This is a genomic window from Staphylococcus sp. HMSC063F05, assembly GCF_001837075.1.
In the GTDB taxonomy this organism is placed as follows: Bacteria; Bacillota; Bacilli; order Staphylococcales; family Staphylococcaceae; genus Staphylococcus; species Staphylococcus epidermidis.
Genome location: NZ_KV831357.1, coordinates 820 through 26,448, shown reverse-complemented (window position 1 = coordinate 26,448; position 25,629 = coordinate 820). Strand labels below are relative to the sequence as shown.

Here is a 25,629-nt window from a genome sequence, read left to right as displayed (position 1 = left end):
AGCGTATGACAAATGGTACTTTTTCTTCAACCCGTATTTCAAGAACGTTTATGGGGTGGCACCAATCTCACTCAATTTGGCTACGATATTCCGAATAATTCTACCGGCGAATGCTGGGCAATTTCCGCACATAAAAACGGTCCTAACACAATTCTCAACGGAAAACATAAGGGGAAATCTTTAAAACAAGTTTGGGACGAAGATAAAGCACTTTTCGGAAATGACTCACGTAAAGATTTTCCACTTCTCACTAAAATTTTAGATGCACATGATTGTTTGTCAGTACAAGTACATCCTGATGATGAATATGCGCTTAAACATGAAGGCGAATACGGTAAAACTGAATGTTGGTATATTTTAGACGCTCAACCTGGTGCTGAAATAATCTATGGTGTTAATGCTACAAGTAAAAATGAACTTGAACATATGATTGATCATCATCAATTCGACTATTTATTTAAACATGTACCTGTTAAACCGGGTGATTTCTTTTATGTACCAGCCGGTACAGTTCATGCTATTGGTTCCGGAATCCTCATTTTGGAAACTCAACAATCTTCAGATACAACATATCGTATATACGATTATGACAGAAAAGATAAAAATGGTCATACGCGTGAATTACATTTAAACCAAAGTAAAGATGTTATTGATATCACTACAACTGAACCTAATACAACACCTAAGACTGAAATGATAAATGGCAATTGTCACACTCAATTTGTTGCCAATCATTTCTTTACGGTTGAAGAATGGTCTATCAAAGACATATTAGATTTTCAAAAACCACACACTTATTGCCTAGTGTCAATGATTAACGGCCACGGGCAAGTTTCAATCAATAACAAAGTATATAAAATCGATAAGGGCGATCATTTTATTTTAACTTCTGAAGATCAATATATTAAATTTGTTGGTAATATGGATTTAATAGTCAGTTTTAGTAAAGATGAGGCATATTAAATAAACGGGTTGCATCAATTTTTAATTTAAATCAATTGAATAAAACATCATGTTGCTTGAACTGACTTAATCATATATTTTTCTTTCATATAAGAGAAGCATCGATAATTACAACAGTGCCTGTTTCTATAGCAATAAAATCTGTCACTGTTAAATTTAGGATAAACAAAAACGGTTATCCACCTTTTGTTAAGGTGAATAACCGTTTTTTAATTTATCTTTCTAAGATAAGAACAATACAACATGTTTTCCTGTAAGTATCATTTTAAATCGTACTGTTCTAACATTAATTAAGTAAAATCGTTGATCCTTATTCAGTTACTTTACTTTCATCAGCTTTTTCAGCAATTTTACGGATAATAGGGTCAGTCACAGGTTTCAAGCAATAACCTACAACCATGAATCCGATTCCGAATAAACCTAAAATGATCACTTTCGTAATCAGTATCTCTGGAACTATACCTCCAACTGTTTCACGTAATGCGTCGATAGAATACGTGAATGGTAAATATGGAGATATCGCTTGGAAGAATTCTGGCGTTGTTTGAATTGGGAATGTACCTCCTCCACCAGCAATTTGTAACACAAGTAAGATAATAGCAACAGCCTTACCAGGGTTACCTAACAATGATACAGATGTGTAAATAATCGAATTAAATACGAGAGAACTAAACACGGCAATAGAGACAAATAATATCGGTGATTCTATCGATGCTTTAAGGATAACTAAATCACCGATAGATACTATTAATGCCTGTATGATACCTAATAAGAAAAAGAAACCAGATTTACCAAGATACACTTGTCTCTTCGTCATAATAGGTTGTAAGTGTTCATGTTTGTTATCTACAGATAATAAGCTGACCATTAATAATCCTCCAACCCAAATAGACAATGCAGTATAGAACGGCGTCATACCAGAACCATAGTCTTTTACTGGGAACACATCTGTCGTTTTTTTATTAATAGGGTTAGCAACAATATCTGCCTGTTTCTTCAAATCATTTTTCAATGTATCTATTAGCTTATCTACAGCATCATCTTTATCTAACTTTTTGAAGATTTTATTTGCTTTTTTCAAGTCTTTCTCAACATCTGGCAATTTATTTTCTGAGAAATCGGCAAGCGAAGCAAGTGCTTCTTTTGCTTGAGGCTGTTTCTCGTTTAATAAATCTACAGCATTATCATAACGACTAAATAAAGATGGTATTTTTTGGTTTACAGACTGTGTTACATTAGCTAATTCTCTCTCTAATCCAGGCAAGTCATTACGTACAAAGTCTGCAGCTTTCGCGACATCTTTTTTAGCTGTTGGGAAGTAAGCTTGTGCAGTTCGCATTGCATTTATATATGCGTTTTCGATTGCTGGCAATGCAGTTTGAATCGTATCAATTCTCTTTTTACCGCTATTTAAAATATCTTGACCAGCGTTAATCACTCGGTTAATAGTATTTAATTTAGATTGGATTGTCGATAATGTATTTTGACCTTTATTAAGTTGATCAGTAATCTCATTAGAAACAGCTAGTAAATTACGATTAAGTTCTTTTTTAATGTAATTTCGTAATGTATCTAACCTTTTATTTAAGTTAGGTAAGTCACGTAATACATTGACTGCTTCTAATTGTCCGGAGCTACCATTTGACAATGCATCTATTAATTGATTAGTACTTTTTAAATTATCATTAATGCTATTGTTTGCTTCTTTCACTTGCTTAATTTCATTAGATAGATCAACATGTTCACTTTTTTCCAACTCTGACAAGATATCTATAAATTGTTGATTATACTTAGATGCGTTTTCTAAGCGTGATTTTATATTTTTTAATGGTTCTTTAAACTCTGATGGTTTATCTGAAGCGATAACACCATATGCTATATTTTTTAATGACTTAATGTCTTGTTGGGTAGCTTGTGCTTGTTGATCTGTTTGATTAGATAATGATAATAAAGCTTCTGTTAAAGCTGTATTCATTGATTTTACATCACTGTTAGATAAAATGTTATCACCATAAACGGGTTGATTCTCACCTGATTGACTCACAGGTACTGTTTTAATACTTGAATGACTCTTCCCTTCCGAATGCGATGACTTTATAGCGCTTTGGGGTGTAGTTGATGTTTGATTTCTTAGATTTTGATTTGCTTGGTTGTTCACATCTTGAGCGCGGCCAGCTGCTTCTTGATAGTCTCCCACTCTCGCTTTAGCTTGAGTCAAATAACCTTTTGCATCATTTAACTGACCACTCGCTGCATCAATACCTTCACTTGCAATATCGACACCCCTATTGATTCTAGGAAATTGTGCTGGAACGTCATTAGCAGCAACATTTAAAATTCTTTCAATATTAGGCATGTAGCTATCAAGTGCAAGTATCAATTTAGCCCTTTCATTAAGCGCCGGAATAGACGAATTAACAGCATTAAGTTTTTCTTGAGCGTCTAATACATTCCCTTTATACTTTCCTAAACTTCTAAATTGATTAGCATAAGCATCCAAATCGTCTTGATGTTTATTTAGTTCAATAATCTTGTCTGCAAATTGATTAATTTTAGGCAATGAATTATTAGCTTGATATACAGCACTCTTAATTTTATTGATTGTAGGTACATTATCTTCAATTGATAGTCCGACTTTATTAGCTTCAGAAAGTAAAGCGGTTGCTACGGTTTTGTTAAATTGTTTATTTGCTTTATCAATCACAAACGACGATCCCGTATCGGTTAACTTAGCTGCTACGGCATTAATCTTCTGATTTACTTTAAAATCTATATCCGCCTTTTGAGGATGTTTTCTTAAAGTACCAGTGATTTCATGTGTAAATTTCTTCGGTATGTAAATACCTGCATAATATTTTCCCATCTTAATTTCATGGTCGGCTTTTTCTCTACTCACAAATTGCCAGTCAAAACTATCATTCTTTTTTAAAGTTTTGACCATTTTATTTCCTACATTAATATTCTTACCACGAACTTTTTCACCTTGGTCTTCATTCACTACGGCAACTTTGATATGTCCTGTATGACCATACGGATCCCACATAGCCCAGAGGTTAAACCATGCATAGAATGAAGGAAGAATTGCTAAACCAGCTAAGATGACCCATACACCTGGTGTTTTAGCAACTCTTTTTAAATCCGTGATAAAAAGTTTTAGTGCGTTTTTCATTTTCACACTCCTAATTATCATTATTCTTTTTTATTGTAATACATTTCCGTACAGATGATTACTTAAATGTGCATATTTTTTTGCTTACGTAAAGATGATACACATATTATATTAAAATTTGATTAAATGGATTTATTTTTCTAATGTTGATTAGTATAATATTTGTATTAAGGCGTAATTCATTTTTGTTGATACTTGTCAACTATATAAACCATAAGATAAATTATATCAAATTCTCATTTGTTATGACAATAACTAAAAATAATTTTTAAGGGAGCACACATAAGATGAAGAAAAATAAATTTTTAGTATATTTACTATCGACGGCGCTTATCACGCCAACCTTCGCTACACAAACAGCTTTTGCTGAAGATTCATCTAATAAAAATACAAATTCAGATAAAATGGAACAACATCAATCACAAAAAGAAACATCAAAACAATCTGAAAAAGATGAATTTAACAACGATGATTCTAAACACGATTCTGATGATAAAAAAAGCACTTCTGACAGCAAGGACAAAGACTCTAATAAACCATTATCAGCTGACTCAACACATCGTAACTATAAAATGAAAGATGATAATTTAGTTGATCAACTTTATGATAATTTTAAGTCTCAGTCAGTAGATTTTTCTAAATACTGGGAACCGAATAAATACGAAGACAGTTTTAGTTTAACGTCACTCATCCAAAATTTATTTGATTTTGATTCTGATATAACAGATTACGAACAGCCACAAAAGACAAGCCATTCTTCTAATGACGAAAAAGATCAAGTAGACCAAGCAGATCAGGCAAAACAACCATCACAACATCAAGAACCATCACAGTCGTCTGCTAAACAAGATCAAGAATCATCAAACGATGAAAAAGAAAAGACAACTAACCATCAAGCCGATTCTGACGTCAGTGATTTACTTGGAGAAATGGATAAAGAAGATCAAGAAGGCGAAGACGTAGATACAAACAAAAATCAATCTTCTTCTGAGCAACAACAAACTCAAGCGAATGATGATAGCTCAGAACATAACAAGAAATATTCTAGTATTACAGATTCAGCATTAGACTCTATATTAGATGAATATAGTCAGGACGCTAAGAAAACAGAAAAAGATTACAATAAGAGCAAGAATACAAGTCACACTAAAACATCTCAAAGTGATAATGCCGACAAAAATCCACAATTACCAACAGATGATGAATTAAAACATCAATCAAAACCTGCACAATCATTTGAGGATGACATTAAACGCTCAAATACACGTTCAACAAGTCTTTTCCAACAACTACCTGAATTAGACAATGGTGACTTATCTTCTGATTCATTTAATGTTGTTGACAGTCAAGACACACGTGATTTCATTCAATCAATTGCTAAAGATGCGCATCAGATTGGAAAAGACCAAGATATATATGCATCAGTTATGATTGCTCAAGCTATTTTAGAATCTGACTCTGGAAAAAGTTCACTTGCACAATCACCAAATCATAACTTGTTTGGAATCAAAGGTGACTACAAAGGACAATCTGTAACTTTTAATACTTTAGAAGCTGATAGCAGTAATCATATGTTCAGTATCCAAGCAGGTTTCCGTAAATACCCAAGTACTAAACAATCTCTTGAAGATTATGCAGATTTAATCAAACATGGTATCGATGGTAATCCGTCAATTTATAAACCAACTTGGAAGAGTGAAGCTCTATCATATAAAGATGCTACTTCACATCTGTCACGCTCATACGCCACAGATCCTAATTATTCTAAAAAATTAAATAGTATTATTAAACATTATCATTTAACATCTTTTGACAAAGAAAAAATGCCTAACATGAAGAAATACAACAAATCAATAGGTACGGATGTCTCTGGTAATGACTTCAAACCATTTACTGAAACTTCCGGTACATCACCTTACCCACATGGCCAATGTACTTGGTATGTGTACCACCGTATGAATCAATTTGATGCATCCATTTCTGGTGACTTAGGTGATGCTCATAATTGGAATAATCGTGCTGAAAGTGAAGGCTATACGGTAACGCACACACCTAAAAATCATACTGCAGTTGTGTTTGAAGCTGGACAATTAGGTGCTGATACACAGTATGGTCATGTTGCTTTCGTTGAAAAAGTTAATGACGACGGTTCAATTGTTATTTCTGAATCAAATGTTAAAGGATTAGGTGTCATTTCATTCAGAACTATTGATGCAGAAGATGCTCAAGATTTAGATTACATTAAAGGTAAATAGTAAAAATTTAAAATTATTTGAGGTACCATCCACAAAATAATAGCACATAGATGTATTCAAATTTATAATACATCTTTGTGCTTATTTATATTCAATAACTATATTAGAGTAACTTTACATTGAAAAGTCCATTTTTATAATTTACTCAAGTGATTTCTAAAAGTATATTATTCATTATATATATCAATCATTATTGCATGTCAAAAAAGAGTAGGACAGAATTGATTTTAAATTCTTAGTCCTACTCTTTTATACTGACTCTTGTTATAAACTTTGAGTAAGCGTTGCACCAACTCAATCACTAACTGTGAAATAGTTTAACTACACATAAGATTGATGATGCCTATTACTATATATAATTTTTAAATTAATTTTGGTGTTTTTTTCTACGCGCCATAAAGATGAGCGCTCCACCTAATGACATGAGTACAACAGCCACTGGTATCCAATGTTGTTTGATGACTTCACCTGTCGCTGGTAATGAGATATTACCATCGTCGTCAAATAAATCACTTAAAAGGCCACCTTTATTATCTAAAGATAATCCATTCTCCGGTGCCGAATGATCTAATTTATCAAGAATAGATCCTCTTGAGTGAAGTTTATCAAGTAAACTTGGTCTATCAAATATTGAATTAGAATCACCGACACCTTTGTTAATACGATCTAACAAGGATGGTCTATTCTTTATAGGATCTAAAATATATTCTAAATCTTTCTTAGCTTGTTTTGCTCGTTTTTCTATATCTAATAAATCATTTGCCTTGCCTTCAATCGCAGAGTGAATGAGATCCATGATATCTGATTTGTCCTTTTGTACACGCGCAATAACATCGGCGATAATTTTAGCTTTGTCTTTATTGATACGGGTTTGTAATATTGTTTCAATCGCTTGTCTTTTGTCTTTAGCATCATTAATCACACCATTCAATATATCATCAGCTGTAGCTGTTCCTTGACTATTGAAATGACGTTTTAATTGTTCTACGATTTGAGAATTCGACAAGTTTTGGCTTAACAATTTTTTAGCAATACGATCTGCTTCATCATTACCAAGTCGTGTCGTCAACAATTGTTTAATTAAACTTTCTTTATCTTTAGATTGATCTAACATTGATTTTAAAATATCATCACTAGAAGTTAATGCAAGACCATCAATTTGCTTGGCAATTTGATTAGCGATATCTTCATTACTTCGGCCATTTGTTTTAATACGTTTCATTATGTCTTCTACTTCATTTTTGCTGAAAACACTATTTAAGATATCTTCGGTTGCTTGTTTTTTATTACTAGCACCATTGAGTTGATCTATAATAATATTTCTTTGTCGGTCAATACTTTGCTTAGTTTTATCAATTTCTTGTTTAAGCGCTTGTTTCTTATCATCAGATAAAGTGTTATTATCCTCTACTTTTGTATCTAGTGATCTTAAATTCATTAATTTATTATTTATATAATTAGAATCTAGTGGTTGATTGTCAGATTGTACCTTAGCAAGTGCTTTTTCAATCTTATCACTACCTTGTAGTGAACGTGTAATTGCTTGTATATCTTGTTTTTCATCTGTGACATGTTGATCTTTTGAATCCCTAATTTGATCAGTATCTGATGCTATACGTTCTAATGTTGAGCGACGACCATCATTACTTTTATCGTCTTTACTATCACTATCGGATTGATTTGTTGTCGTACTAGATTCTTCTTTGTTATTTTCGTTTTTATTAGATGGTGATGCTTGCTGATCGCTTTGTTCAGAAAGCTTATTATTAGAGTCAGACTTAAAATCTTGTTGGATTTTATCTAATTTATCAATAACCGACTCTTCAGAATCATCAGTAGTTGCATTGCGTGTACTAGCATTTGTATCGTGTACTTTATTATTTGAATCATCTTTTTCATCGGTTGTTGAGTCACTAGGTTTAGAAGCACTATTTTCACCTTGTTGACGGTTATCAACATTTTTAGCAATTGAATCTAAATCCGACAGTATTTTATCTAAGTCTTTAGTCATATCATCATTATCTTTTTCAGATGTATCGTCATCTTCAGTTTTTGATGATGTGGCACTAGAGTCTGTCGATTTTAAATGATTATTTTTATCTTTTGCATCATTTATAATACGGTCAATACTTGATTGATTATCGACTTTATCTAAACGTTCTTCAAAACTTTTGATATCTGCGTCAGAAAGTTCTTTCAAATCTTTAATATCATCTTTAGCTTGTTGGATTTTGTCAGCGATGGAGTTACTATTAGAAGTATTTTCAACATTTGATGATGTACTTTCTGAATCTGCAAAAGCATCTTTTGTGAAGCCATAACCAACCAGCGAACCACTAAGTAACAACGCAGAACATGACAGCTTGAGGTAGACACCAATTTTATCTGTTCTCTTCATTTACACATACTCCTTTAATAAAGTTACCTGTATTATTCTTTAAATAGATTTATATGATTTAATCAAAAATATACATATCACATTATAATACATAATTTCATAGATTTGTAGATAATGAACCTAAAATAACAAATTTAAAAAACAAATTTCTTGTAATTATTAGTAATTTGGTATTACACTTCTTTACACACTTAATTATTTAATTAATATATTAAGTTAAGTGTAATTCAAAAACAAGGAGTTTTTATAATGGCAAATTCTATTTACTCAACTACAATGATTTCAAATGGTGGACGTGATGGTCGCGTTTTTAGTCCAGATAATACATTTGTTCAAAACCTTGCAACACCTAAGGAAATGGGTGGTCAAGGAGGCAACGATACTAATCCTGAACAATTATTTGCTGCTGGATATAGTGCATGCTTTAATAGCGCGCTATCATTAATCTTATCTCAAAATAAAATAAGTGATGCCAACCCAGAAGTTGAAATCACTATTGAATTACTTAAAGATGATACTGACAATGGTTTTAAACTCGGCGCAGATATTAAAGTCACACTTGAAAATATGTCCCAACAAGATGCTGAGAAATTTGTGGAGCAAGCACATCAATTCTGTCCATACTCAAAAGCGACACGTGGTAACATTGACGTTCAGTTAGATGTTACAGCGCAATAAAACTTGTAATCGTACAACTAATTCTTAGCAAATGTTTCTATACAAGATTAAAGAGTAGAATAATGAATTCAAATTGAATTCTGTTCTACTCTTTTTATATACTTTCATACTTCCACAGTCTCTGTTTTTCATTTCCAATCTCTCATTCAATTTACTTTTCATAAACAAAATATCTTTTTTTAAATCAATTTCATACTTTTTAAAAAATTTCACTTTAAAACAACTATAAAAAGGTTAAAATGGGAATAGTATAAGTAAGTAGATTTTTTCTTCATAAAATGTAAAGTTGCTCATCACCGAAGGAGGACTATTTATGTTTACCATATCAATCATCGCTATGATTATTGGTGTTGTGCTTATTGTTTTAAGTCAAATTATCTATCATTCAAAACCGATAGATGCTAAGGAAAAAATGTTTATACCCGGTGTATGCCTTTTTTTAGTAGGACTCTTAAGTTTAATCGGTCACTTTGTTAATGGCTACGTATAATCTTTTTTCAAAACTGTAAAACATACCAACATCTCTATAACAAAACATAGTATTTAAAAATTTTGTAATTATTAAAAGAGTGGCTGGGACAGAAAGTTCCAGGATAAGTAAATAAAGACAATTTCTATTGAAATAATGTAGAAATTGTCTTTTTTATATTTTTTTTATTATTTTCAGCTCGTTGAGCTTTTACTTTATTATATTAAGCAACGATGATGTCTGAATTCATCGAATTCAGTATCGGGAATTGTTTCTGCAATATCATTTACATGTCGTGAAATATCATTTGTAGGGATAAGAACTGAAGTTTCCATTAGTAGAGTATGTTTAGTCATTTTATAATTTTTATACATAAGACACCTCTTAAATTAGTTTATTGGTATTTATTAAATTATACGAAAGGTCCTTATTTTTCAAAGTATTTTAATATAAAATTACATATATGCACAAAGTATTTTGGCGAGACTCTTGAGGGAACAGGACAAGCTGAAGACTACAGGCTGAAGCTGTCCCCTAAGAAAGCGAGCCAACAATACGAAGTATTATAAATAAAAAGCTAGTAAATGAATTTATAGAAAACTCATTTACTGGCTATTTTGCTAGGAATTATGTCTCATCCTCTTAGCTATTGACTTTGGATAGCTAAATTTAAAATACGCTTATATTAAGTTTTTAAATTTTTAGTTCTCATTAATGAATCTGAACGACGAATTTAATATGAATATGATTTCATTCTTTTTGATGTATCATGATTCATTATTAGTGTTGTCAAAATTTCGACCTTCAAGTCCAGCCAATTCTTCTTTCGAAGCTGCAGGTGCTTTCATTTCAAATATTTCATCGACAACCGTGTAATCATAATAACCGAGACGTGCTATAGGTCTGATTGACTTAATGTCTAATTTTCCGTTGTCCATAATTACTTTATCGTCAATATGCACTTGTGCTACACGACCGATGACTACATCCACAGTTGAAACAGGGTCTCCAGTGGGAATTCTTACTGTTTGAACATATTCACATTCAAAATGAACAGGTGATTCCTTTACCCTACTTCCAGGAGCTTCGATACACGATTCTTTCGTCACACCAGCAAAGTCAAATTCATCATCTTCTGGAGGTAATGCTTTGGATGATAAATTCACTGCTTCACGCAAATCATATGTTGCCATATTCCATACAAACCAACCAGTTTCTTCCGCATTTTTAACTGTATCTTTTCTTTCATGATCGCCAAGCACTGACTGATTAGCCGCAAACATTACCATTGGGGGATCCCATGTAAGATTTTGATATTGACTGTACGGCGCCAAGTTATCTTTACCTTCTTTAGATACTGTAGAAATCCAACCTATAGGTCTAGGTACTGTGCTACTTTTGAACGGATCATGTGGCAATCCATGACTTTTAACACCTTGTTTTGGTGAATAATTCATTTTATATCCACTCCTATCGTTAATCGTTCTATCAACTTAAGGTTACATGACTTGACTTAGCATTGTCTAATATTTATCAATCATTTCAATATAGTTAAAAGTTATAAATAGTATTTTAAACTTTTAACAACCAATATTGCTTTTATCATTTGAAGCTATTTTCAAGAACGTTGGTCACCTGGCATAAATATTGATACAACTAAAGCAATCAGTCCGACAATAGCAATCATTAAAAACTGTAAGAAAAAGTTAGACAGTTCGCCTACAAATAACATTAAAATAGGTGCAATCGCTGTTCCTAAGAATAATACAAATGTATTAACAGATAAAAAGAAACCTTGATTGTTTTTAACAACTACACCTATTTTTGAAATAACAGTAGGAATCGCAAATGCGATACCTGCAACAAACAACACACTAAATGTTGTAATAAGTATAATATTCGTAGTTACACCCATGAGTATGATCGACACAATACATGTTGTTAATGCGATAGTTAGCAAGCGCTTCATACCTATACGACTGCTTACACGCCCTGCTAATAGAGATAATAACATGCCTATCACACCGAACAATTTCATCATTGAGGACACAGACATGTCTCCCCCAACTTGGTGTGATGTGACATATTCATTTAAAATATCATACATACTTATAAACATAATCAGTAATGTTAGTGAAATAAATAAACAATAGAAAACTTTAAGATTGTCTTTGAAATCTTTAAAGTTATTGAAAAACTTAATGAGTTGTATATCAGGATTTTTATGTGGACTCTCAGGTACATTTTTATAAATAACTAATACGAGAATTAAATATAAGATTGTTAAAATAAAATATACCCACTGCCAATTCAAATAACTTACGACTAATTCACTCATATTTTGCCCTAACACACCTGATAACATAAAACTTGTACTGATGAAACTAATTGCTGTTACACGTTTCACACGTGGATAAGTTTCAGTTGTATAAGTCATGACTACAGGAGAAAATGATGCAGCAAATACGCCTTGTAGTGCTCTTAATATTAATAACACTGTAAATGAATGAACAATACCTATCATAAGACAGATGATAACTAATGCACTCATACCTACTAAAATAGTTTTAATTCTGCCATACTTTTCAGAAATCGTTCCATAAAATAGACAACTGATTGAATATGTTAATGAGAATAAAACACCGTTTAAAGTTGCTATAGATTTAGGAACATGAAAGTCTTCTGCGAAAGTTGCTGTAAGAGGTAGAGCCGTATATAAACTTGCCATTACAATGATACCTGAAATAAACATGATTGTCGTAATGAGATTATAGTTTTTACTTTCTTCCATCGATTTCCATACTCCTTTCTAAATTTTATTCAATACGATTATTATGACAGTTTGTTTCAAATTCCTAAAGAGATATTTAAATTGACGAAAAATTAAAATAATATAAATACACTTGTATCCATTTAATTTCTTTAGAGACACATGAGAGCTGAAAAATTGACATACAGATTACTTCAATTTAAGATTACCATTACCTTTAAATATCAATATTTCACAAACCTATGATTAAATCGTTAATATATTACAACATTTATGTTAAATTGTGCATTTAATTTTTATTTTAGGGAAAAGAGATGTCTAGAAGGAATTCATATTTACAGATATATAGGAGGAATCTTTAATGGTTTTACGTTATGCTACAAATTTAAAACTAGCTAAAGAATTATATGATGCAAGTAAACCTAAATTAAAAGGCGATCAAGGTATGATTGATACTTTCACTAATACATTTGGTTTACCGGAAAACTCAGTTAAGTTAGCAGGTGGCGTTGAAGCTGCAGCTGCTGGTTTATTTGCTGCTAGTTTTTTAAATAAAAATATTTCACGCTTAGGCTCACTTGCAGCAATTTCAGTACTTGGTGTTGCAGCTTACAAACATTTTGAAGCAGGGCATGGTAAAAAGGGTGCACAACATGCTTTAGACTTATTAGGTTTATCAACACTTAGCTTATTAGATACTTTTTCTTGTAAAAAATAAGTACTTCAACATATAAATATATATTAAATAAAATAACAGCGGTAATTCCCTTATTAATCTTATCAAGGAATTACCGCTTCTTTTATGTTATCTATCAATGAAGAACAAAGGCATTCAATTCATCAGTCTAGATGAATACGACAATGATTATTTCTTGTATTTATTAAGCAATGCTGGAGGAACATGACATAAATAATAATCCTCCGGAATTTTCTCAAGATGATTCTGATGTTCTTCTGCACTCTTCACATAATTACTTAGAGGTTGTACTTCGACCATTACTTGTTTCGCGTCTTCCCTGCGCTTAATGTAGTCTTTTGCTTCATTTAAATGCTTCGAACTTTCACTATACACACCTGTTCGATATTTTTGACCCTTGTCTTGACCTTGTTGATTTAAACTATAAGGATTTATCATTTCAAACAAATAATCCATCAGCATAAGTATTGAAGTTTTTGCAGGATCAAAGTGTATCTTCACACATTCAGCATAGCCATCATAAGGAGCATCTAAACATTTCGACGTTCCATTTGCCCTTCCAGCTTCTGTTTGAATAACTCCTGGAATCGTATTAAAAAAAGCTTGAGTTCCCCATAGACATCCACCAGCAAAATATACCGTTTCCATATCCTCACTCCCTAAAGCAAATGTGTTAACTCACTTTTCAATCATAAAGAATTCAAAATAAATCTCTCAGTTCATTCAATTACAATCAAAATAAGAAAAGAACCTGTACCTATGATTGATGTATCAGGTTCCATATTATCAACTTGATTACTCTGTTCATTCTGTCTTACTATATCATCAATAATTTGATACCCTTCACAATATTAATAATAAATAATACAAGCGAAGCGATAAGTAGAATACCTCCAATAATTACTCCTATCACTAGTACAGCGACTCCATTTGTCGAATCAATCAAGGATAGTCCAGCAGCAAATGATATAAGTCCTAATACCAAACACACCCAACTCAAAATATGGTTAAATAATGCATTTCTTGAATACGTAGATGCTGGTGGTTGTCCAACAATCCATACGATTAATGGAAACAATACAGGTGCGAAAAATACACTTAGATAACTTAAAGCCCCTAATACATCACCCGTTTTATCATGATAACTTTTATCAAAATTTTCCATACAATTAATCACCTCAATTTAAATATAAACACATTCTGAGAATTCATTTAAGTGATATGGAATACAATTACAATATTGTAAGTTTCGATACAAAGATACTAATGATTAACCACTTAATGCTTGTACTAATACGTATTTAAATGTTGATACCGGCACAGCATTAGCATGACGTTGTTGTAGTGCTAAACGTGTTTCAAATTGACCACGATGATTTCCTATCTCTTTCAAAGCGTTACTCAACTGACTTATATCATTTACAAGAAACTGATTTTCTATTGCAACGAAATCTCGATTATGAACAACCTCTTTATATCCCATAATTAACAATTGATGATTATATGCGCTTCTTACAGCATTCCCTATTTCGTTCCCCTCATTAATATCTAAATAGATGTCACATTGTTGATATAAGGTTTGAACTGTTTGTTCTTTAATTATTGGATATAATTTAACATTTTCATATTGCGATAAACTTAATAATTTTGAAGACATCTCAGTTTTAGCGCCTATGTGAAATTGATAATCTTTATGCAAACGTATCAACGTTTCAACATGTGGTAATTGATCTGAATTTGTTAATGTTAATACATTCTTAGAATAATGATTCCGTTTATACGTGTCATATAAGTAACCAGATGCATATACTGCCTGTTGTTCCTCCCTAGATAGTTGTTCCTTGATCAATTTGTATTCATTCTGATTAGGGACAATAACGGCAAAGCGACTTTGAAGGTTTGGTGATAACATAACTTTCATATTTCCTGGGACATAACCCTGAGATTGTTCTTGCCAAAATAAAATACCTTTTTTCAATGTCGGCAAATGATAAATTGCTAAAAATGGTGTTGATAAAGTATTAAATATAACTTCTTTTATCTCAATGCCCATTTCACTCAAGTAAAATTTAATCCACTCTGTATATGAATCAAAAAAATAAGATTTCCCTTTATATTCTACAACTACATCGTTAGTTACATAATTCTCATAAATCACTTCTTTACCTTCACGTGTCATATACTTTTTTAATATTGCATTACCTAACAAATCGTAAACTGTTTCAGCAAATTTAAATCCTTCTTTTGTATAATAATCAACCGAACGCAAACGCTGTTTTGAATCAAGCCACTCTACATGGCTAACTACACGTGTCTTATAATGTTCCTTATAAAAGATTTCACCTCTAAGCTCACCCATATCTGTAATGGTAGCCATTGTCGCATCTCCTTTAATTTCCCAAAAAGGCGGCGTATCAATATCATTAAAAAAAGCAGGGGTATCATCTTCATAAATTTGATATGCTGCGAAAAAACGATACGGCGATGTCACATCATCAGGTAAAAATCCATCATCATTAATTACAATCGTAAAGTGATTGTAACCAGCACGCTTAAGAGATTGATGTAATTCCTGTGTTTCTTGATTATAATTTTCGAATAAATTAATCATATAGCACCTCTTCAATGAGTTGTCTCCATAGATCAACAATATGCGATGTTTTAAATGATTCTGCAATGTCATACGATACCTCATGTGCCCTTATGGGACCATCTTCAAAATATCGAATAATCATATGAGCGATTTGCGTTGTGATATCATCAGTAGACGCTTGTTCAAAATCTATCGGTATCAAATAGCCATTTTGATGATGTCGAATAAATGTCGGACTGCCATAATTCACATCAAATCCAATCATACCTAAACCAGAGCCAACCGCTTCCATTAATGTCAGTCCGAACCCTTCACTTTGTGAGGCCGCTATGAATAATTCATATTGCTGATATATTGTACGAAGATTTCTATGTCCTTTAATTTGTATGTAATCCTCAGCACGATGTTTGGTAATAATATTTTTAATTTTTTCTTGTTCTTCTCCTTGTCCGTAGATATCAAAACTCAATTGAGGTAACTGATGTTTAGCTTTAATCACAGCTTCCACTATCCAATCAACATGTTTTTCGTTAGCAAGACGTGATGCGGTCATGATGGAATATGGTTTTCTTTCTTTTTCAGGATATTGTAACGATTCTATACTACCTACTGGAATTGTACGTATACGTGGACAATCATTCTTATATTGTTTAAATTGTTCACTTAGTGTCTGCCTTTGCAAATCTGTCGCTGTGATAAAGAAATCAATATGCTGTGCATTTTCGAATTGATACTCATAATAATTATTCCATAAAATGTGAGTCCCATCAGTCGCACCTTCACTGAAATGTTCAGCGTGAACGACTACGCCAACTTTACTGGATCCCTTGTTTTCTAATATGGCTTGTCCCACATCAGTTGCTCGATCAATAATAATGATATCCTCTGAATTCAATCGCAATTGACGTATAAAGTATGCGACGAGTGCTTGTTTACTGTATAAACGTGCATCATCAAACACAAAAACATGTTCATCTTCATCTATATATTCGCGATATGCAATTGATCCATTTTCATTATAAAATTGACGCATATATATTTTAGCTTTATTGTCAAAAGGAGCATAATACTCCGAGAATGTTCTTACATAGCTATAAAAATCTTTCCTAATTAACATTCCATTCACCACAAACTCTGCACGATCAACGTAATGTTCGTTAGCATTTTTTAAATAGCAGGTTACGAATGTTTGCTGATTATTTAAATAGAGTCGTAATACTTTACCGTTTTGTTCTTTTCGAGTAACCTCATTACCTAACTCTGAAATTAAATCATCAACTGTGTACGTTGTAGGAGCGATTTTTACGTCTGTGAAGTATTGATATAGCCAAATAACTTCATCATCTTTAAACCCTATGTTGCTTGTGAGTGTTTGAATATTTTCTGATTGAATAAAATCTAAAAATATAAATTTTGTTGGATAAGGTAATTGCCTTAATAGTTTTGCTCGATACACTTGTGCATATTCAACACCACTACTGGCCCAACCGATTCCAAAATTGATATTATAAATCGTCATGTCTAACACCTCTTTGTTTATGGGAAATGAATGACCATATCTCCGTCCTTATCAAAGGCTAGAATACTTAAACATAAATTTCTAACCATCTTCCTTTTTATATCTTCAGACATATATTCATACGTTTCAAGAGCCACTTTATGATATTCAAAAATGACATTACGCTGTCCATTTTGTCGATTGTTTACACTGGCTTTAAGTTGTTGTAAGTTATCTACTTGTTCAATCCATTCGCTATCTATCGCTTTCAAAATTGATTTTTGAATGAAACGAAGTTTTAAATATGAATCAGCAGCAACTTCTAAACGATTGTTAAATTGTTGAGTAAATTGTTGTATTAAGAATTGTATGATTTCTTCATCATTTTGCATATTAATATTTGATACATCTTCATCGAAGACAAAACTTAAGTTTTCGTATATATAATTCACAAGTGCACGTTCACTACTTAAGTCAAGATTTTTAACGTCTTTTGTAAACACATCTCGTGCAAGCTGTTCAAAATTAAAATCATCAAAATCGCTTGCTTCAAGTATGTGATTACGTTCAGCATAAATTTTATCTCGTTGAACACTAATACTTTTTTCGAATTCATTTGCCATTTCTCTATTTTTCATAGCAGTCTCTTCAGATACACGTTGCGCTTTATTAACAATTGACTTTACACGTTTTTTAAAGAGTGCACTACTTTCTAGTTTAGATGCATCCATCGTTTGGAGGTTTTTATTTTCTGCCAAGTTAGAGTTACTCCAACGTTTTACTAAATCATCATCAAGTGATACAAAAATCTGTGAATATCCAGGATCTCCTTGGCGACCTGAGCGTCCTCTTAATTGACGATCAACACGACTATTATCCATATGTTCATTAATAATCACTGCTAAGCCACCGATATCATGAACCTCTTTTGATAACTTTATATCAGTTCCACGCCCTGCCATACTTGTAGCAACAGTAACTGCAGATAATTGTCCCGCCTCAGCAATCATTTGTGCCTCTTTAGCTACATTTTGAGCGATTAATAAATTGTTGGGTATATCACGTTTAAATAACTCAGCTGAAAAATATTCTGCCGCTTCTGCAGTACGTGTAATTAGTAACACAGGTTGTTGAGTTTCATGTATACCAATCACTGTCTTTAAAATTGCATCGTTCTTTTTGTCACCATTAGCAAATACTCTATCAGGTCTATCATCTCGTTCAATCGGACTGTGAGTCGGAATCTCTATAACAACTTTTGAATATAAATCAAAGAATTCTTTTTCCCCTAATTTACCTGTTCCAGTCATACCTGAAAATTCATCAAATTGCTTAAATAAGTTTTGGAATGTTATGGTTGCCATCACACTCATATCTTGAGAAATTTCAACATTTTCCAGAGCCTCTATAGCTTGATGTAAACCAGACTGAAGCTTTGTTCCAGGTAGCATACGACCAGTTATTCTATCTATAAGCACAATCTCACCATCAAAAATAAAATAGTCTAAATTATATTTGAATAAATACTTAGCTCTAAGCGATAAATGAATCATCCTAACTAAATCAAAATATTGCTGTTGGTATATACTATTCACTTTGAAATAATGGCTTGCTTTTTCCGAGCCCTCATCAGTGAGCCACACTTCTTTTTTATTAAAATTAACTATGAAGTCTTTATCTTTCTCAAGTGTTTCAACAAACGTTTTAACGATGTGAAATAAATTAGATTGTACACGTGGTGCACCAGAAATAACTAAAGGCGTTTGGGCAGCGTCTAATATAATAGAATCGACTTCATCAATAATAGCAAAGTTTAATTTCGGTAAAAATTTGGCACGAATATCATCAGCTAAATTATCAATTAAATAATCAAACCCTAGTCGCCCATTAGTCGTGTAAACAATGTCATGGTGGTACAGTTCATATTTTTCATTTTCAGCGTATTCATATTCTGGAATGTCCACAAATCCTAATGATACAGACAAGCCTAGCCATTCATATAGTGGTTTCATTTCTAAAAAATCGCGTTTTGCTAAGTAATCATTTGTTGTGATTAGATAAGCACCTTTACCTGTAAGTGCATTTAAGTACAGAGGCATGGTAGCTGTAAGCGTCTTACCTTCTCCTGTTTGCATTTCTGCAATATTCCCCTGATGCATAGCGATTGCTCCTAAAATCTGCACATCTTTTGGATACATACCTAAAACGCGCTTAGAAGCCTCTCTAACTGTTGCATAAGCTTGTGGCAGAATGTGATTGAGTGAAGCTTTATTATCATTTAAATAAACTTTAAATTCTTTTGTCTTCGCTTGAAGTGCTTCATCACTAAAATTTGAGAACTCCTCACTAAGCGCATTAATTTGATTTAATATTTTGCGCAATTTTCTTAACCTAATATTATTAATAATTTGGTTAACACCTTTAGCCATTCATATCACTCCTGTGATAGTTTGATGAGTCTAGATGATGTGTCCTTATATTGGTTATTATTTGATTAATTACTTTAAGTTTTTTCTTAGGATCTATATATTGCGTTGCCTCATAAGCTTGATTACTATCTTCTCTTAATTCTTGCACAATTATATTGTGAAAAGATAGATGATTCATGCCAGCATTAATAAGTTCTAATTCATATGAATATGCTTCTCTAGGATAGACAATATTTTCTTTTTTATTTTTTAGAATTTGATGACTAAGAATTTCTTTATTCTTACGATAAAATTTCATTTTAAAATAAGCCGCACCCTCAGGTTCAACTTCAAAATTAAATTGAAATTGATATTGGCGCCCTTTTTTTAAAATAGGTAGCTTTGGGCTTACACGGTCTTCTGCAAAATCAGTTAACATATACCAACTGTGAATGATTGTACCGGATGGCATCAAAGGGTTCTCAAAATAGATATTATCTTGATTAAAGCGTAATTTTGTACCATACATAAAAGTTGATGAATTAACTAGTCGCCATTTGACTTCAAATTTCCTATCTTCTTGCATGTGTTACCCTCCCAAATCGCTCTTCCATGATTAAATGATAAAAATTAATAAACCAATGAGTAACAGTAGCAGAATCATCATTATGTCTACCAGGAATTCTTTTACTTATCACACGTGCATGTTGTTTTGTAAGAACAGGCAATAAATCTTGAAATGCATATTTGTCATAATCATCATGCTCCATGTAAGCAATCGCAAATGTAGTCATTGACAAATCGCTATGCTGAATTTGCTTCCAAAAATGATTATCTAACTGAACAACATCTTTGTTAGTTATGCCATTTTGATTCAATCGCAAAATATCAAGTGACGTTCCAAAATCGTTTGGACGAACGAGTTTCATATTATTAGCAATAGTACCGAGATTTATCAAAGGTTTTCCTACAATAACAGCCGCTGGATTTAATTTTGTAGCGTAATAAAGTGCGCCAAATGATCCCATTGATAATCCAGAAAGAATTAATTGGTTGTTCGCAAATCCCAAATAATCCAAAGCATTTTGGATAACCTTACGGATTGCCTGTTCATAATTCTCTGACCCTAGGTAAAAGGCACCACCTTCGATTCTAGGATCAGCTATTAAAATAAATGGAGCATTCATACGTTTCATCATAAAGTACCCTTCAAAGCCCTCAGCAGTACGATACCCACTAAAATATACATTGAGTGGTGGTTTTAAATCTCCAGGATGGAAGTAATGTATAAATTCTTGCTTATTTTCATCACTATATCGTTTTCCGCCTAATATGAACTGCCCTAATTCCAAGCGTGACCAACGTTTATGAATAGCACCTATAAATAATGTTCCTTTACCTTTAGCTTTGATTGATACACTCACATATGTTTGATAAGGACGAGCAGGTAGTTCTATGGGAGTGTCTAAATCGTCTTGTTCATATATTAGCTTTTCTACTGGTTGATCAGTTGAATAAACAGGCGTCAATCTCAATGTATATTGGATTTTAGCATCACCTTCAACTTTAAATTCTGGCCATATTTGATTCACCTTATTGGCATCAGCAATGATATTTTGACTCCATGTAATGAGGGGTTGGTATGATTCCCCAAATCGTCCTGATACTTCAATAGACTCATTTCCATTAAATTGATAAGAACCATCAAAATGAATACTAACGCGACAATGAATAGGTTTAACTTTATCTCCATATTGCCCAGGAAATGTAACTGCCTCTAGTTTTTGTTGTAATTGTTCTTTATTTTCATAAATGAGTGGTTTTATAAAATTACGTTGTATTGTCTTATCTTGTTGGTATTGATTATCCCAATACTCATTGTCAATCACAGTATTATACGGTGTACTGACTAATGATAAAAGTTTCATTAATGAATCAGAATATTTTTCACGTACAAAAACAAAATCAAATTGTCCTTTTTCATCTAAAATATGTACTACAACATCTTGATAGCCACTTTCAAAATCAAACAAACCAACATCAAAATAATCCCATTCGACATTACTTTTTTGATTAAATAAAGAACCTAAATCATGACCACCTACTTGAAGTACTCTAAATTTACGTGCCACTTGAAACATCACCTTTAAATAACTGATTAATTTGATGAATAATATTAATTGAACTAAAATCATCCGTTAATCTCATGGAATATGCATAAGAATAATTCCAATTTTTTAAATGTGCCAAAAAATAATCTAAAGATTCTACAGTTTGCGATATGTCATCAATAATATATCCATTATGCATATGTTTAACATAATCTGTTCTCTTTTTATTAATTTGTGGTATACCCGCGCCAATACAACAGATTTGTAAAAAAAGTTTCGGCTCTAAAGATAAATCTACTACAACTCTTAATTTTGAAATAACGCTTACAAGATCTTCTTCAAACGGTACTGTTTCAATATCAATGATTGTTTCTTTTTTATTCTGTATCACGTCTTCAATTACATCACTTATTTCCTTTTTCTCTTGGTGATATAAATCATTGAGATGAGCAACTTCATCTATAAGATTTTCCGTAAGATTATCTCTACTCTTAGTTAAAATTTTCAACTTATAGCCATCTTTATGTTGAATATATTGAAATAAGCTGTTTACAATCTCTCGTATTTCAATCTCGTCCAAACCATCTATCCATAATCCAATATAAGTGTCATACAATTGACTACTTTGGTTAGGTAATGACTGCGCATCAAAAGGCGTTACCCTTAAAAGATTAAAATTATTCATATTCAATCCTGCGTAGTGTTCAATCATATTTTGATTAGCTTGTGTATCAACGAGACAATAATATGCTCTCGAAATAGAATCATATAAATCTTGTGTCACCACTTTATTTCGCTCAGTAAAAATAGAAAAACATAAAGACGGTGCATCAATTGTGCGAGCCATCATTGAATTATGACGTTCATCAGATGCCACTATAACAGAATCATCTTCATTCAATTCTCTTTCTACATATGATTGGAATTTCTCTTCTATCAACTCAGCCATAGATGAATACGTAACCTTTTTAAATTTTGATTGGAAATTTTTATTAATCGTTACTGTATTAACATTTAAGTCTTCAACAAATATTTCTTCCCCATCTTTTGAAAAATAGTGTTTTTTATTGTTATCCCCATCAGGTGTATAAGTACGCACTGCCGATATAAATCCTCTATCATCGAATACAAATCGTCTTTGAATTGTACTATACTTGTAATCCTCTACCCACATCAGGTACCCCTCTTGGCTGAAGTGAATTTTAGAAAACGTGTTATCACCCGTAATCGCTTGAATTTGAAAGGGAGTAAAAATAAATTCAGTGCCTTCTGGCCATGAAAGATCGCGATAATCAATAGCTTGAGGCGTTTGATGTCCAATGCCCTGTATCTCATCAAATACAGACCAATAATGACTTTCATACAAATCATATCGATGGAGGAATGTTCTAAGATATGGACTAAAACTTAAAACTATCAATTGATAATCCACATTATTCGAACTATGCATTGTCATTAAACTAATCATATCGTCAAAATCTGTATACTGTTTTTTTAGATAGAATGGTCTTGAGGTACTTTCCCACCATCTGTTACGGCTATACCAAGCTGGTATAAATCGTTTCATATTCCAAAACCTCCTCCCTACCAATATTTATTTAAAATTTGCTTATAGCTGTCAAAGTATAAGTACGCTCTAATTGTTTCAGCGATATTAATTCCAATATAGACAAATACAATCATTTGAGTTGTAAAGTAAACTTCTTTAAGTAAGTGGGGGACAAGCAGCGCTGAATACATTGGTATAGCGAGTACAATCGCTACTACTATTGAACCGAACCAACAAATACGACGTGCTTTACTCCCTAGAAATTTTTCTGTCTGCTGTCCAGGTTGAATACCCTCGAAGTAATTCCCATTTTTAAGAAATTCCTTTGATTTACGTTTTGTATTAATTAATAATCTTGATAAAAAGTAACCCAAAATCATTTGTAACAGAAGATATATAGTAATTCCAACTGGATTTGTAAAATTAAAGACATGTGTTTCAAAATTATGATTCACGATAAAGCGTCCTATGAAATTAACGATATTATTCGTTAACATAAATAATGACAAACTCACCATGATAGAGATACTACCAGCGGGATTAAGTTTCCATGATAAATATGATGGTATATCTTTAGCAGAAATATTCATAATATCATTATATTCTATCCGATATTCTGTTAACTCAATAAAGAAGAGTATAAATAAGGCCAGCACTAATAAGACAATAATCATAGTAATTAAAGATGCGCTTGAATTTAATTTAGGAAAATGTGTATTAAATATAGATTTAACAAGACTCATTAAAACAATTGGCATAGGTCCCGAAATGCCATACGTTGTATTTTGATCTGCTAACCACACCATTAACAACGTTCCTGTAATTAAGACTAATAATAAAATGAGCATATTACTATCTTTAATCGCATGTTTATTAATATATGAATGAATAATGTAAAATCCTTGAGCGGCACTAATGATAAGTGTTAACGCTCGCTCTTTGAAATGTCGTTCCCTACGAGTTTGTGTTTTAACCTTATCATTACTTTTGTGGTTTATTAGTGTCAAAATAATCATCGAACTTAACCACGGCCCAAGTCCTAGTGAAAATATATTTAATGTATGTAAATCCCCACCTACATTAGTAATAGCTAACTTAAAAAAGGAATCTTTATGAGTTCTTAAATTTTCATTACTTACGATTGAAATATTACTTCCTATAATATATATAACTAAAATTAAGCATGTAAAAAATATTCTTTTATATAAAATTTTATATTCGAATTTCTTAAACATTTTTTCACCCTAATTATTAAATAATTAATCACTTGAATCATATCTAAAGAGGCTAAGGATAATCTAAAGTTGGATTTAGTTGTCATGTACTTATCCAATCAATTATTGTTCCCTAGCCTCTTAATATGATTAAAACTATCTGTTATTTACTACCATCTTGATCATCATCGTCTTTTCTAGATTTTTTTGCTAAACCGAAGATAGCCAATAAGATAGCTACTGCTACTATAAAACCGTTGCTTACAACTCCATCTTCTCCTTTAGTCGGTTGTTTAACGACTTTATCTTGTGCACGATTTTGATGAAGTAAATCGAGGTTGTTTGAGTGATTATCGGCTTGATTACTTTGTTTTTCACTGTGTTGTTCTGAATCAGTATAACCACTTTGTTCTTGTAAATCATAATCTTTTCCAGTTTTATTAAGCATATTCGTATTTTTTGATTGAGTCACGATTGTATCTTCAGACGAGCTATCACCAATAAATTGACTTTCACTATTTATAGGAGATTGTGAATTGAAAGTTTCAGATGTACTCATTGATGTGGACGTGCTTGCCGATTCGCTTAATGACGTACTTGCACTATTTGAGTCGCTTACACTCATTGATGTAGATGCACTATCGGATGTTGATGTTCTTGTTGAATCTGAAATACTTGTATTTGTTGAGCCACTCAACGATGTACTTGCTCTGTTTGAGTCACTCACACTTGTTGATTCAGACGTACTTTCTGATGTCGATGTGCTTGTCGATTCTGAAAGACTCGTACTTAATGATTCACTCATGGATGCACTTGCACTGTTCGAGTCACTCACACTCGTTGATGTTGATGCACTG

Annotated in this window: 19 protein-coding genes and 1 pseudogene; 5 read left to right on the top strand and 15 right to left on the bottom strand. The window is 32.2% G+C overall.

Annotated features, from left to right (window positions below; genetic code table 11):
* Nucleotides 1–12: 12 nt before the first annotated feature.
* Nucleotides 13–963: a mannose-6-phosphate isomerase, class I gene (gene manA / locus HMPREF2576_RS08675; RefSeq protein WP_001831892.1), complete on the top strand. Its 951-nt coding sequence runs from the start codon at nucleotides 13–15 to the stop codon at nucleotides 961–963.
* Between the two features lie 310 nt (nucleotides 964–1,273).
* Here manA and HMPREF2576_RS08670 read toward each other — a convergent pair whose 3' ends face one another.
* On the bottom strand, nucleotides 1,274–4,132 hold the full coding sequence (locus HMPREF2576_RS08670; protein WP_002456326.1) for a YhgE/Pip domain-containing protein: 2,859 nt from the start codon (nucleotides 4,130–4,132) through the stop codon (nucleotides 1,274–1,276).
* Between the two features lie 287 nt (nucleotides 4,133–4,419).
* On the opposite strand from HMPREF2576_RS08670, the gene HMPREF2576_RS08665 reads away from it, so the two are divergent.
* Entirely contained in the window at nucleotides 4,420–6,387 is a 1,968-nt protein-coding gene (locus HMPREF2576_RS08665; RefSeq protein ID WP_002469034.1) for an amidase domain-containing protein, read from the top strand.
* A 367-nt stretch (nucleotides 6,388–6,754) separates the two neighbouring features.
* Here the strand turns inward: HMPREF2576_RS08665 and HMPREF2576_RS08660 are convergent, their stop codons facing one another.
* Complete coding sequence (locus HMPREF2576_RS08660; RefSeq protein WP_002470364.1) at nucleotides 6,755–8,785, bottom strand: LPXTG cell wall anchor domain-containing protein; 2,031 nt, start codon at nucleotides 8,783–8,785, stop codon at nucleotides 6,755–6,757.
* A 249-nt stretch (nucleotides 8,786–9,034) separates the two neighbouring features.
* Here HMPREF2576_RS08660 and HMPREF2576_RS08655 point away from each other — a divergent pair, with 249 nt between their 5' ends.
* Both HMPREF2576_RS08655 and HMPREF2576_RS08650 read left to right on the top strand, forming a co-directional pair.
* Nucleotides 9,035–9,463 (top strand): organic hydroperoxide resistance protein, encoded by a 429-nt coding sequence (locus HMPREF2576_RS08655; protein WP_001831844.1) that lies wholly within the window; start codon nucleotides 9,035–9,037, stop codon nucleotides 9,461–9,463.
* Between the two features lie 313 nt (nucleotides 9,464–9,776).
* Nucleotides 9,777–9,953 carry a hypothetical protein gene (locus HMPREF2576_RS08650; RefSeq protein ID WP_001831885.1) on the top strand — a complete coding sequence of 59 codons (177 nt, stop codon included), beginning with the start codon at nucleotides 9,777–9,779 and terminating at the stop codon, nucleotides 9,951–9,953.
* 197 nt (nucleotides 9,954–10,150) lie between these two features.
* Here HMPREF2576_RS08650 and HMPREF2576_RS12350 read toward each other — a convergent pair whose 3' ends face one another.
* The 3 genes from HMPREF2576_RS12350 to HMPREF2576_RS08635 all read right to left on the bottom strand — a co-directional run bounded on the left by HMPREF2576_RS12350 (nucleotide 10,151) and on the right by HMPREF2576_RS08635 (nucleotide 12,723).
* Nucleotides 10,151–10,306: a hypothetical protein gene (locus HMPREF2576_RS12350; protein ID WP_070861197.1), complete on the bottom strand. Its 156-nt coding sequence runs from the start codon at nucleotides 10,304–10,306 to the stop codon at nucleotides 10,151–10,153.
* Between the two features lie 393 nt (nucleotides 10,307–10,699).
* Complete coding sequence (locus HMPREF2576_RS08640) at nucleotides 10,700–11,389, bottom strand: flavin reductase family protein (RefSeq protein ID WP_002470347.1); 690 nt, start codon at nucleotides 11,387–11,389, stop codon at nucleotides 10,700–10,702.
* A gap of 161 nt (nucleotides 11,390–11,550) precedes the next feature.
* Nucleotides 11,551–12,723 carry an MFS transporter gene (locus HMPREF2576_RS08635; RefSeq protein ID WP_002470355.1) on the bottom strand — a complete coding sequence of 391 codons (1,173 nt, stop codon included), beginning with the start codon at nucleotides 12,721–12,723 and terminating at the stop codon, nucleotides 11,551–11,553.
* Nucleotides 12,724–13,063: 340 nt separating this feature from the next.
* On the opposite strand from HMPREF2576_RS08635, the gene HMPREF2576_RS08630 reads away from it, so the two are divergent.
* A complete protein-coding gene (locus HMPREF2576_RS08630) occupies nucleotides 13,064–13,420 on the top strand; it encodes a hypothetical protein (protein ID WP_001831851.1) in 357 nt (118 codons plus the stop codon).
* 147 nt (nucleotides 13,421–13,567) lie between these two features.
* Here HMPREF2576_RS08630 and HMPREF2576_RS08625 read toward each other — a convergent pair whose 3' ends face one another.
* From HMPREF2576_RS08625 to HMPREF2576_RS12665, 10 genes and pseudogenes are all read right to left on the bottom strand, one after another.
* Complete coding sequence (locus HMPREF2576_RS08625; RefSeq protein ID WP_070856300.1) at nucleotides 13,568–14,047, bottom strand: peptide-methionine (S)-S-oxide reductase; 480 nt, start codon at nucleotides 14,045–14,047, stop codon at nucleotides 13,568–13,570.
* 169 nt (nucleotides 14,048–14,216) lie between these two features.
* Nucleotides 14,217–14,564 (bottom strand): magnetosome magnetite crystal formation protein family, encoded by a 348-nt coding sequence (locus HMPREF2576_RS08620; RefSeq protein WP_001831842.1) that lies wholly within the window; start codon nucleotides 14,562–14,564, stop codon nucleotides 14,217–14,219.
* Between the two features lie 105 nt (nucleotides 14,565–14,669).
* Nucleotides 14,670–16,010 carry an accessory Sec system glycosylation chaperone GtfB gene (gene gtfB, locus HMPREF2576_RS08615; RefSeq protein ID WP_002470351.1) on the bottom strand — a complete coding sequence of 447 codons (1,341 nt, stop codon included), beginning with the start codon at nucleotides 16,008–16,010 and terminating at the stop codon, nucleotides 14,670–14,672.
* The gene (gene gtfA / locus HMPREF2576_RS08610; RefSeq protein ID WP_001831876.1) at nucleotides 16,003–17,511 is read right to left on the bottom strand and encodes an accessory Sec system glycosyltransferase GtfA; all 1,509 of its coding nucleotides are present in this window, start codon (nucleotides 17,509–17,511) and stop codon (nucleotides 16,003–16,005) included. Before gtfA ends, gtfB begins: the two co-directional genes overlap by 8 nt.
* A gap of 17 nt (nucleotides 17,512–17,528) precedes the next feature.
* Nucleotides 17,529–19,919, bottom strand: a complete 2,391-nt coding sequence (gene secA2 / locus HMPREF2576_RS08605) for an accessory Sec system translocase SecA2 (protein WP_001832960.1) — start codon at nucleotides 19,917–19,919, stop codon at nucleotides 17,529–17,531.
* Complete coding sequence (asp3, locus tag HMPREF2576_RS08600) at nucleotides 19,912–20,484, bottom strand: accessory Sec system protein Asp3 (protein WP_002437878.1); 573 nt, start codon at nucleotides 20,482–20,484, stop codon at nucleotides 19,912–19,914. Before asp3 ends, secA2 begins: the two co-directional genes overlap by 8 nt.
* Nucleotides 20,471–22,039 (bottom strand): accessory Sec system protein Asp2, encoded by a 1,569-nt coding sequence (asp2, locus tag HMPREF2576_RS08595; RefSeq protein ID WP_010959331.1) that lies wholly within the window; start codon nucleotides 22,037–22,039, stop codon nucleotides 20,471–20,473. The genes asp3 and asp2 overlap by 14 nt, the downstream gene beginning before the upstream one ends.
* Complete coding sequence (gene asp1 / locus HMPREF2576_RS08590; protein WP_002470356.1) at nucleotides 22,020–23,576, bottom strand: accessory Sec system protein Asp1; 1,557 nt, start codon at nucleotides 23,574–23,576, stop codon at nucleotides 22,020–22,022. The genes asp2 and asp1 overlap by 20 nt, the downstream gene beginning before the upstream one ends.
* 17 nt (nucleotides 23,577–23,593) lie before the next feature.
* Nucleotides 23,594–24,793 (bottom strand): accessory Sec system protein translocase subunit SecY2, encoded by a 1,200-nt coding sequence (gene secY2 / locus HMPREF2576_RS08585; RefSeq protein ID WP_001831846.1) that lies wholly within the window; start codon nucleotides 24,791–24,793, stop codon nucleotides 23,594–23,596.
* A 142-nt stretch (nucleotides 24,794–24,935) separates the two neighbouring features.
* A pseudogene (locus HMPREF2576_RS12665) lies at nucleotides 24,936–25,629 on the bottom strand (adhesin); the annotation flags it as partial.